Origin of the sequence: Azospirillum himalayense (genome assembly GCF_042657465.1) — a bacterium.
Classification (GTDB): Bacteria; Pseudomonadota; Alphaproteobacteria; order Azospirillales; family Azospirillaceae; genus Azospirillum; species Azospirillum himalayense.
The window spans coordinates 1-10,039 of the sequence record NZ_JBHSLC010000030.1 but is presented as its reverse complement, the minus strand read 5'-3'; the positions used below and the strand labels follow the sequence as shown (position 1 = coordinate 10,039).

Sequence of the window (10,039 nt, the reverse complement as noted above, 5' to 3'; positions counted from 1 at the left end):
GCGCGCCGGCGTCTCCATCGTCTATGAGCGCGCCGACGGCTCGCGCGTGGTCGCTGACGGTCACCAGCGCCGCGGGTTGGCCGTGCGCATTCTGGAGCAGGGTGACGGGCAGGAACCGCGCCTGAACTCGGTTATCTACCGGGAGGCGGACGGCTGGGCGCCGGAACAGGTCCGCGCCCTGGCTGCCGCCAAGAACATCGCGGAGGGCACTGGCTCGCCGCTCGACGCCGCGAAGGTGCTGCGCGACGGCGATCCGTCCATCGTCCGGTCCCTCCCGCCGACCTCCTCCCTGGTGCGGGATGCGAAGGGGCTGGCCCAGCTCGAAGGCGAACCCTTTGGGATGGTGGTCAACGGGGTGGTGCCCGAGCAGTACGGCGCCATCGTCGGGCGGTTGGTCACGGACGGCCCGATGCAGCGCGACGTGATGGGCCTGCTGGCAAGGCTGCAGCCTGCCAACCGGACGGAAGCGGAAGCGATCGTGCGGCAGGCAATGGAGGCTGGCGCCGCCGAGCGCGCGGCGTCCTCGCAGGGCAACCTGTTCGGGGACGAGATGGTGCAGGAGAGCCTGTTCCTGGAGCGTGCCCGCGTCCTCGACCGCGCCTTGAAGGTGCTGCGCCGGGACCGGACCGTCTTCGGCACGCTAACGGCAGAGGCAGACAGGATCACCGGCGCCGGCAACATCTTGGACAGCGCCGCCAACCTCGCGCGGGCGGACGCCGACGGTGCGGCGATCCAGACCCTGACCACGCTGGCGAACCGGAAGGGCGCCCTGTCGGATGCCCTGTCCACATCGGCCCGGCGGGCTCGCGAGGATGGGCGGTACGATGCGGCGGTGCGCGACTTCGTTGACGCAGCTCGACGCGAGGCTTCTGGCGCGTCCTCACCCCCGCCCATGACCGTGCGGGAGGAGGGGCGCGACTTTACCGTCGTGCGCCGGGCCACCCCGGACGAGCTGCGCAACAGGGGGCCGGTCGCGATCACCGAGGCGTCGGCGCAATGGGCCGAACTGCCGTGGAAGGACGCACGCGCCGCGGCTCGTCAGTGGGCGCGGGAGAACCTTCGGGACGCACCGCTGACCAACGCCGATACTGGCTGGGGCGACATCTCCGTCTCCCGCAAGGGCATCGAAAAGAGCATCGCATCGGCCAAGATGCCTGCGGACCTGGAGGTGTTGCCGAACCTGCGCGACCTGATGGACCGAGCCGTCTTCGTGGAGAGCAACAAGGGCGGGGCCGATTCGCCGGATGTGGTGGCGTTCCACCGCTTCTACGCGCCGTTCCGTCTGGCGGACACCCTGTACCGGGCCAAGCTCACGGTGAAGGAGACGACGGACGGTCGCCTGTTCTACGAACCAGTGCTGACGGAAATCGAGAGGCCCGGCGTCACAACAAAGCCAGCGTCCCCGCTGCGCGACGGCACCAGCTTACGCCCGCCGGACCTCTCTGCCATTGATATGGACGGGCTTCTGGAAGGCGTCAAGTTCCGTGGTGGTGAGCCCGTCCTGCCACCCCGCGAGGACGCCGGCCTGTTCGGCTCCTTGGCCCCCGCGGCGCGTCCGGCGGAGGAGGTGGCCGCCGCTCCGGAGGTGGAGCCTGCGCTGTTCCAGCAGGTGAACCGTCTGCTGGCCAGTCGGGAAATCGACGTGCCCACGGAAGAGATCGTGGACGAGGCCGGAAAGGTTGTGGCGCTGAAGCGCTCTGCCATGGACCTGATGGACGAGGCGGATCGGGCAATCAACGACGCCGCGACGGTTGCGGCCTGTGCCTTCGGCGAGGTGACGAAGTGAAGGATCTTGACATCAAGAAGTGCCTCGACGGTCGGGTCGAGGCTGGACTGTTGTCGCGTGACGCCGCGGAGAAGGCGCTGCGGACCATCCGCGATCTGGAGAGTCAATACGCGGCAGAGATGGCCCCGGACAAGGCCCTGTCCGCCGCGGTCGCGGAGACCGCCCGCATCATGAAGGAGGCGGCGGAGCGGGAGAAGGCGCGCACAGCCCGGCAAATCCTGACCGTGGCTCGCGTGATGGACGACGTGCAGGCCCATCCGGACGGCGCTGTCGCCGGCGCCATGGCCGTACTGGTCCGTGACATGCGGGGAAAGGCGACCTATTCCAACGTCGAGGCCCGGCAGGAAGTGGTGCTGGGCCAAATCATGCGCCGGATGGCGTACGGGCTGAACGCCTACCGGAGCAAGGCCGCCGGGCTGGTCCAGAACACCGCGGGCATGCGGAACGTGATCCGCGAACTGCACGGCACGTCGACCAACGACGCGGAGGCGGCGTCGTTCGCCAAGAGCTGGCGCGAGGCCAGCGAGTTCGCCGCAGACCGCTACATCGGGGCCGGTGGTGATCTGGTGAAGCGCGACGATTGGCGGCACCCGCAGGTCACCGATGCCCGGCGCGTGCGCCAGATCGGGCGGGAGGCGTGGACCGAACACCTGATCCAGGCGGCGGAACGCGGCGACCTGCAGGTGATCGATTTCGACACGGGTGCGCCGGCCAACGGGCTGAAGCTGGCGACGATCATCAAGACCGCCGGAGACAACATCCTGTCCGAACTGCCGCCCCCGCCGGGCAAGGGTGGGTCCTATGGCCGGCATAACGAGCGGCGCGTCTTCCAGTGGCAGAACGCGGACGCCTTCCTGGCCTACAACGACAAGTTCGGCGTGGGCAACGACCTGTTCGGCCTGCTGGTCGGGCACATGCAGGGCATGGCCCGTGACATCGCCCTGACAGAGGTGCTGGGGCCGAAGCACGGCGCGACGGCACGGCTCCTTCACGAGATGGCGATAAAGGCGAAGGCTGAAGGCGCCAAGACCTTCGGCGCTTTGGAAAATCCTGCGGCAGTGGCCCGCACCTACGATGTGCTGGCCGGGCGGCTGGGCGGGGAACTGGAGGGGTTCTGGATGGGCCTGCTCGGAGGCATCCGCAACATGCAGATCCCGGCTCGCCTGGGATCTGCCGTGGTTTCCGCGGTCCCGTCCGACATGGTGTCGCTGACCTGGGCGGCGAAAGCGAACGGGATACCTGCCGTCAAGATGATGCACACCGTACTGAAGCAGATCAACCCTGCGAACGAGGCAGACCGGGTCTTTGCCATGCGGATGGGTATCGTCTCGCACGCGATCATGGACCGCGCCATCGGCACCAAGCGTTTCGCTGACCAGATTGCCGGCGACGGGATCACCGCGCGCTTGGGCTCTCTCGTGATCCGGGCGCAGGGACTTTCCGCCTGGACGCAGGCCGGAAAGACGGGGCACCAACTGGAGTTCATGGGGTTGGTCGCCGACAATGTTGGACGGGCCTTCGGTGAGGTGGACGCGCCGCTCCGGAAGAGGCTGGAGCGCTACGGCTTCAGCGCGGCGGATTGGGACGTGATCCGGGCCGCGCCGCTGGTCGAGCATGAGGGGGCAAAATTCTTCGACGCGGCCAACGTGTCCGACCGGGCTCTTGGGGAGCGGCTGTTGGAAATCATGGTCGAGGAGCGCGCCTTCGCGATCTTGGAGCCGGACGCTCGGGTCCGCCAGATCACCACCGCTGGCCTACCTGCCAACACCGTGATGGGGCAAGTCGCCCGGTCCCTGTCGCTGTTCAAGTCGTTCACGCTGACCATGCTGACCACGCACATGGCGCGGGCCTTTATTGACGCCACCCCTTCGAAGGTCGCGAAGTATGCCGCCTTTACGGGGCTGCTGACCCTGGCCGGCGCCGTATCGATCCAGGCCCGGCAGATCCTTACCGGAAAAGACCCGCGCGACATGACCGACCCGAAATTCTGGCTGGCTGCCGGGTTGCAAGGCGGCGGCGCTGGCGTGTTCGGTGACTTCCTGAACAGCGCCTTGGACCGGGGCGGGAAGGACTTTGGCGCGGCGGCCATCGGCCCGGTGTTCAGTTTGGCCCTCAATGACGTTCCGCGCCTCTTCTCTTCGTCTGCGGCGGCCTTCTGGGAGGGCGAACCGGCAACCGTGGGCTCTCAGGTGGCCCGCTTCGTGCGCCAGAACACCCCCGGCGCGAACCTCTGGTACAGCCGCCTTGTGACAGACCGGGCCGTCATGGACACGATCCAGTCCCTGGCGGACCCCGAATACCGGCAGTCCTTCCGGCGCATGGAGGAGCGGGCGCGCAAGGATTACGGACAACGGTTCTGGTGGAGGCCGGGGCAGGCGCCCGACCGCGCTCCGGACCTGGGGGCCGCGCTGCCCTGGTGATTGTCGCCGTTCTGCCAGTGCCAAGGCCGTCCCTCACCGGACGGCCTTTTCGTTTGTGGGTGCGTTGGCCCTGATTCGCCCCCGCCCCGATCCTGCCGCCGAACAGGAGGATAGGGCATGGCGGACATCATCGTTGGAGACCAGCAGCCGCGGCGGGTCTATCAGGTCGGCAACACGCCGGAGAGCGTCTTCACGGTGCCGTTTCCCTTCCTGGCGGACGGGGACGTGCATGTCGTGGTGAACGCCGGGCAAGCGGATCAGCAGCTGGACCTCGGGGCGGACTACACGGTGAGCGGTGCGGGCAACCAGAGCGGCACCGTCACGCTCGCTGCGCCCGTCACGAACTGCACCGTCACCGTCTACCGCGAACTGAAGCTGGAGCGCAGCACGGCGTTCCCAGCCGCTGGAACGTTGAAAATCCCGCCTCTGAACCGTGAATTCGACCGATTGGTGATGATCGACCAGCAGCAGCAGGATGCGCTGGGCCGCTCGGTGAAGTTGGCGGCGTCGGACGATCTGGACACCAACGCCACGCTCCCCCCTGCGCCGCAGCGTGCAGGGCGCTTCTTCACCTTCGATGCGGGCGGGCGCCCGGTCATGTCGGACGCGACCGTGGCCCAGGTCGAGGGCGCGACGGTGGCCGCCTGGCTGGACGGCCACAGCGTGGGCGATGTGACCGGCTACGTGGGTGACGGCGTGCGCGTGCGCTTCCCGACCGGGCACAACCTCGTGTCCAAGTCGTCGGTCCTGGTCACCATCGGCGGCGTGAAGCAAAAGCCGGCCTCGTACTCCATCGACGGCCAGGATGTGGTGCTGGCCGCGCCGGCTCCGGACGGCGTTCCGGTGGACATCCGCGTCAACGGCGTGCCGGTGGCGGTGAGCGATGCCAGCGGGGCGCTTGTTGCGGCGACAGGAAGTGATGCGGCGGCATCCCTGGCTGACCGCTTCCAGCGCGTGGATTCCATAGCTGCGCTGCGCACGATCCCGGCCGCCAAGGCCCGTGCCCTCGGCTCGATTTCGGTGACCGGCTACCACTCGGCCGGCGATCGCGGCGGCGGGCTGTTCGTCTGGGACAACGTCAGCACCGTGGCCGACGATGGCGGCTTGGTCATCAGGCCGGATGGGGCTGTGACGGTGGGGCGGTGGCGCCGGGTCAGCACGACCGGCGGTGTGAACGTCCAGTGGTATGGCGCCAAGGGTGATGGCGTCACGGACGACATTGCGGCCCTGGATAGGGCCGCGGCGGCGATGAGCGGGGAAGGCTGGCTGCGGTATTTGTACGCCCCGCGCGGCAGCTATCGAGTTTCGCGCACGTGGGTGTTGGACGCCGACCGGGCGCGCGTCGTTGGCGACTACAACGCGATGTCAGAAATTCGGCTCGACAACGCCGACCCGACCATGCCGGCCATCCGGTTTGGTAACGGCGTGACGCAGATCAACGGTCACGGCTTGCGCGACATCACCGTTTCCCGTGTGCAAGCGGGGGCGTCGTCCATTGCGATCGATTGCGAGCGCACAGGCGCCGGACATTTCGAGCGGATTCGCGTCTATGGTGACAACAAGTTCGGGTCGGGCATGTTGTTCATGTCCGGCTCAAGCAACAAGCTCGTCAATTGCTCCATGGAGAAGTGCACGGCGAACGGCTACGCGTTGCGCGGCGCGTCGTCGGCGGGTGGGGATAAGCTGATCGACACGTTCTTCTTCGGCTGTAAGGCGTCGGGGTGTGCTGTCGGCTTTGACCTGGGCGACTACGTGGAAGGTGTGTTCTTCGACATCCTGTATTCATTCAACGCGTCCATGTACGCGATGCGCGCGGAGGGATCGACCATCGCCGCAGGACCGACCGTCATCAAAGGCTCTTTGCTGGAACTCGACACGGCGCCCATCGGCCTGTACGTGCACAACGCCGGTAACATCCAGGTGGGCGACGCGTGGGTGTCGAACATCAACGACACCGGCTTCAAGTTTGGCCGCGCGGACGGGGTGCATCTGCGCATCGGCATCGGCTACGCCAACGCCGGCGCAACCCTGGTCGACATCGGCAACGGCGTGGACCCCGTGAACAACATCACCCTGCCGTCCGTGTACGGCGCGGGCGGGGCGCTTGGCGTTCGCATTCGCGCGAACGCGGACGGCGTGAACATTGGCCCGCACCGCCTCCGCGGTTACACGACGGCGGCAATCCAGATCGATGCCGGCCCGACCGCGCCGACGAACGTCAGCATCTCGCCTGGGGTCTACAGCGGAAACGCGGCCAACATCACGGGCATCGGCAACGCGACCGGCAGCCTGATCCTGGATTATTCCGGAGGCGGGCTGCGGGTGAATGGGGGGGCGGCGTTCGCGACCAGTGGGAACGCGGCTCACATCAAGTTCGGCTCTGATGTGCTGGTTCAGGTGTACCGTGGCTCCGGTGTTGCGAACGACGGCAGCGTCGCACTCCGCGCCGAAAATGGCGGCGGTCGAGTACAAGCGCTCGCGGCGGGCGCCGACGGATTCTTGCAACTGTTCGGGCAGGGGGCTGGGCAAGTCACTGTTGGCAGCACCTTGAACAAGGTTGGCTTCTACGGTGCCGCCGGTGCGCTGAAACAGGCCGTATCTGGTTCCCGCGGAGGTAACGCGGCGCTCGCGTCTCTGATCACGACGCTTGCGTCTCTTGGCCTCATCACCGACAGCACCTCTGCATAAGGACCGTCATCATGGCTCTTTCCATCGAGCATGACACCGACATTGGCGCCCCGGCGGTCTATCACCGGATTATCACCGCCAATGTCTACTACGCGGACGGCTGTGTTGACGCGGTGGTTCACGGCTACGTCTCGGAAGACGCCCGGCGGGCCGGCAAGGCGGCGATCACGGCGACCACCGTCCGCATCCCCCTCTCCGCGGAGGGGAGCGTCGATCGGGCCACACTTTACGCCGCGGTGAAGGCCGATCCGGCGTTTGCCGACGCTATCGACTGCTGACGGAGCCTCCCCATGGGCCTGACCCTCCTCGATCCCAAGATGCTCGCCCCGATCCCGGCGGCCGGCATCGTCTACACCCCCGTCGCGCCGACGGCTCCCGAGCGCCCCCTGTCCGCCAAGCTCCAGGAGACGGTGAGTCTGCAGGCGGACTTCGGCGCCTCGCTGGACGGCACCACCGACGACCTCCCGGCCTGGAACCGCTTCGTCGCCTGGGCGAATGACCGCGGCGGCGGGGTATCGGTCAACGTCCCGGCTGGCCGCTCCAAGCTGTCCGCGCCCGTGGATCCGATCATCGCCCCCGACGTCTACGTGATGGGGGCCGGAGCCTCAGCCACCAAGCTCCTCCCGGCCGGCGGCGCGGCCCTGACGTGGGGGAGCGACGCCGCCGCCCAGGTTGTCGGCGGTGGCATCGAGGGGCTGGGGTTCGAATACAGCGCGCCCCCGTCCACCTCTCTGTGTCTGCACCTGAAGAACTGCACGCGCCTGTGGTTCGATGACATTGAATTCACGCGCGCCCGCTGCATCGCGTCCATCGGCACCGCGACCAAGCCGGCGGCGCTGGTGAGCTTCTCCAACCTCCGGGGCAGTCTCGCCAACGTGGACGCGCCGGCTCTCGACCTCATCAACGGTGCAGGCCTGTTCGTGGACGACCAAACGTCGCTCTATGTCGATGGCGTCGGCATGCCGGTGCACCCGGCGCCGATGACTACGACCCCCGGCCGGGACTTCTTGCGGGCGGTGGCGGGCAATTGGGACACCATCAGCATCGGTGGATCGCTGTTCGAGCGGTTCGACCGTGGGGTTGTGTTGGCGCCGGTCTCCGGCGGGGCGGTGGTCAATAACGTCTGGCTGGACGGGACCAAGTTCGACTACTGCCGCAGCTACGGTTTGCGGTCGGCTCCCGGCGCCGGCTGCACAGTGTTCGGCGTGCACGCTGTCGGCGGCGCGTGGTTCATGGCCTGGGAAGGCAACGCGGTCAGTTTTGACGGCACCGGCACGAACTGGAGCCACGTCATCAATGGTGCTCGCCTGTTCCTGTCCGGCGACGCCGCGTTGGTGATCGGCACGGCGGCCCGCCATATCAAGGTGACCGGGTGCGACATCTACGCCGCGAACCGGAAGGGCCTCGGCGCCTCGTCGGTGGTGCTGTCTGGCGAAGACTGCACGCTGGTCGGCAACGAGATCGGCTATGACACGAGCGCGGTTGGCCTTCCCTATCAGGGGACCTACGGAGTCGCCATCGCTGCGGATCTGGCCACCTACACCGTGGCCGGGAACTCGGTGCGCGGCTCGCTCGGGGCATTCCAGATCGGCGACAACGCGGCGCCGTCGATCCATCGCCGGGTAGCGTCCAACAGCGGGGACAACTACGTCGGTCCGGCGGCCGGCGGCCTCTTCACGACGCCAGACAGCGGCACAGCCTGGATCAACACCACGCCGCACCGGGTGGAGGTGCACGTCTACGGCGGCACCGTCACGGGGTGGTCGAAGAACGGCACCAACATCGCCGGCAAGACCTCCGGCACGCTCACGCTCGATCCCGGCGAGCAGCTCGTCCTGACCTACTCGTCCGCCCCGAGCGTCACGTTCTTCCGGCTCGGGTGATGGCTCGGGTGATGTGCGTTGGCTGGCGCGGCGGCGGGCGGGCACCGTCGCTGCAACGCCGCCAGTGCCTAGGACCCACGATGCCCGATCTGCCGCTGACCCTCGACAACCTGAAGGCCATTGCCGCCATCGTGCTGGGGTGCCTCACGCTGGGCGCGACCGTGGGGGGTATCCTTTCAAAGGCCATCTCCGCCCTCCGCCGGGAACTGTCCGGCCAGATCAAGGAGACGCGCACCGAATCGGCAGAGGGTCGGAAGCGCGTGCACGAGCGGATCGACGGCCTGCGCGACCACATCGACGCGAATTTCGTGCGCCGGGACACCTACGACGCCGACCAGCGCGCCGTGCAGCACGCCCTCACCGAGACCAACCAGATCATCGCCGCCGTCGCTGCCGGGCGCCCGGCGAGCACCAGCGCGAACTGAGGATCCCACCATGCCCAGCACCTTCGACATGGCCTTGGCCTTCGTGCTTACGCGCGAGGGCGGCTACACCAACGACCCGCGGGACCCCGGCGGGGAGACCAGCTTCGGCATCAGCAAGGCCGCCTATCCGGGCATCGACATCAAGGGCCTGACCCGTGATGGCGCCGCAGCGATCTACCGGCGGGACTACTGGGATCGGGCCGGCTGCGGCAACCTGCCGGCGGGCGTCGCCCTGTTCCACTTCGACACCGCCGTCAACCAGGGGCCAGGCACTGCGGCGAAGTTCCTCCAACTCGCCGCGGGCGTCGAGGCCGACGGCAAGATCGGGCCGAAGACGCTCGCCGCCGTGCAACGCGCCAAGCCGACCGACCTGCTGACCGAATACGCCGCCCGGCGGGCCGACCACTACGCCCGCCTGCCTCACTTTCCGACCTACGGCCTGGGCTGGATGCGGCGCCTTTGCGCCTGCCTCGTCCTGGCCATCGCCACCTGACGCCCGAAGGAGGGCCGTATCATGAAGCTGCCCCTGAAGCTGCCGACCACCAAGAAGCTCACCGCTGTGGCCGGGTTCGTCGCGCTTGTCGCCGCCGCCGCCGCCGTGGACAAGTTCGCTGGAACCAATCTGCTCCCGTGGGTCCTGGCGTTCGGTGGGGGGTGATCAAGAACAAAGAGGCCGCCCAGCAGAGCGGCCTCTTTGGTTTGCAGGACCCTTGGGAAATGGCAGTTTTGCGTTGGGGTATAAATCCAGAATTCTGCAAACCGTCGTTGATTGCACATTATTTGCAGACACCTTTTAATCATGTGGCCGTGGGTTCGAATCCCACCCGGATCACCATT

9 protein-coding genes are annotated in these 10,039 nt (G+C 67.5%); all 9 read left to right on the top strand.

Annotated features, from left to right (window positions below; genetic code table 11):
* A partial coding sequence (locus ACFPMG_RS15875; protein ID WP_465252023.1) for an LPD3 domain-containing protein occupies positions 1–1,786 on the top strand: 1,786 nt, incomplete at its 5' end.
* Positions 1,787–1,956: 170 nt separating this feature from the next.
* The gene (locus tag ACFPMG_RS15870; protein WP_376996087.1) at positions 1,957–4,206 is read left to right on the top strand and encodes a hypothetical protein; all 2,250 of its coding nucleotides are present in this window, start codon (positions 1,957–1,959) and stop codon (positions 4,204–4,206) included.
* Between the two features lie 117 nt (positions 4,207–4,323).
* A complete protein-coding gene (locus ACFPMG_RS15865) occupies positions 4,324–6,894 on the top strand; it encodes a glycosyl hydrolase family 28-related protein (RefSeq protein ID WP_376996086.1) in 2,571 nt (856 codons plus the stop codon).
* A gap of 11 nt (positions 6,895–6,905) precedes the next feature.
* The gene (locus ACFPMG_RS15860; protein ID WP_376996084.1) at positions 6,906–7,172 is read left to right on the top strand and encodes a hypothetical protein; all 267 of its coding nucleotides are present in this window, start codon (positions 6,906–6,908) and stop codon (positions 7,170–7,172) included.
* Between the two features lie 12 nt (positions 7,173–7,184).
* Positions 7,185–8,777 (top strand): hypothetical protein, encoded by a 1,593-nt coding sequence (locus tag ACFPMG_RS15855; RefSeq protein ID WP_376996082.1) that lies wholly within the window; start codon positions 7,185–7,187, stop codon positions 8,775–8,777.
* A gap of 80 nt (positions 8,778–8,857) precedes the next feature.
* Positions 8,858–9,202, top strand: coding sequence for a hypothetical protein (locus ACFPMG_RS15850; RefSeq protein WP_376996080.1), 345 nt, complete (start codon positions 8,858–8,860; stop codon positions 9,200–9,202).
* 10 nt (positions 9,203–9,212) lie between these two features.
* The gene (locus tag ACFPMG_RS15845) at positions 9,213–9,695 is read left to right on the top strand and encodes a glycoside hydrolase family 108 protein (RefSeq protein ID WP_376996079.1); all 483 of its coding nucleotides are present in this window, start codon (positions 9,213–9,215) and stop codon (positions 9,693–9,695) included.
* A gap of 21 nt (positions 9,696–9,716) precedes the next feature.
* Entirely contained in the window at positions 9,717–9,860 is a 144-nt protein-coding gene (locus tag ACFPMG_RS15840) for a hypothetical protein (RefSeq protein ID WP_376996077.1), read from the top strand.
* Positions 9,857–10,039, top strand: a 183-nt coding sequence (locus tag ACFPMG_RS15835; protein ID WP_376996075.1) for a hypothetical protein, incomplete at its 3' end; no start/stop codon positions are given. The genes ACFPMG_RS15840 and ACFPMG_RS15835, both read left to right, overlap by 4 nt.

Coding starts and splice junctions, on each gene's coding strand:
- ACFPMG_RS15870 (WP_376996087.1), top strand. CDS start 1,957: ATGAAGGAGGCGGCGGAGCGGGAGAAGGCGCGCACAGCCCGGCAAATC.
- ACFPMG_RS15865 (WP_376996086.1), top strand. CDS start 4,324: ATGGCGGACATCATCGTTGGAGACCAGCAGCCGCGGCGGGTCTATCAG.
- ACFPMG_RS15860 (WP_376996084.1), top strand. CDS start 6,906: ATGGCTCTTTCCATCGAGCATGACACCGACATTGGCGCCCCGGCGGTC.
- ACFPMG_RS15855 (WP_376996082.1), top strand. CDS start 7,185: ATGGGCCTGACCCTCCTCGATCCCAAGATGCTCGCCCCGATCCCGGCG.
- ACFPMG_RS15850 (WP_376996080.1), top strand. CDS start 8,858: ATGCCCGATCTGCCGCTGACCCTCGACAACCTGAAGGCCATTGCCGCC.
- ACFPMG_RS15845 (WP_376996079.1), top strand. CDS start 9,213: ATGCCCAGCACCTTCGACATGGCCTTGGCCTTCGTGCTTACGCGCGAG.
- ACFPMG_RS15840 (WP_376996077.1), top strand. CDS start 9,717: ATGAAGCTGCCCCTGAAGCTGCCGACCACCAAGAAGCTCACCGCTGTG.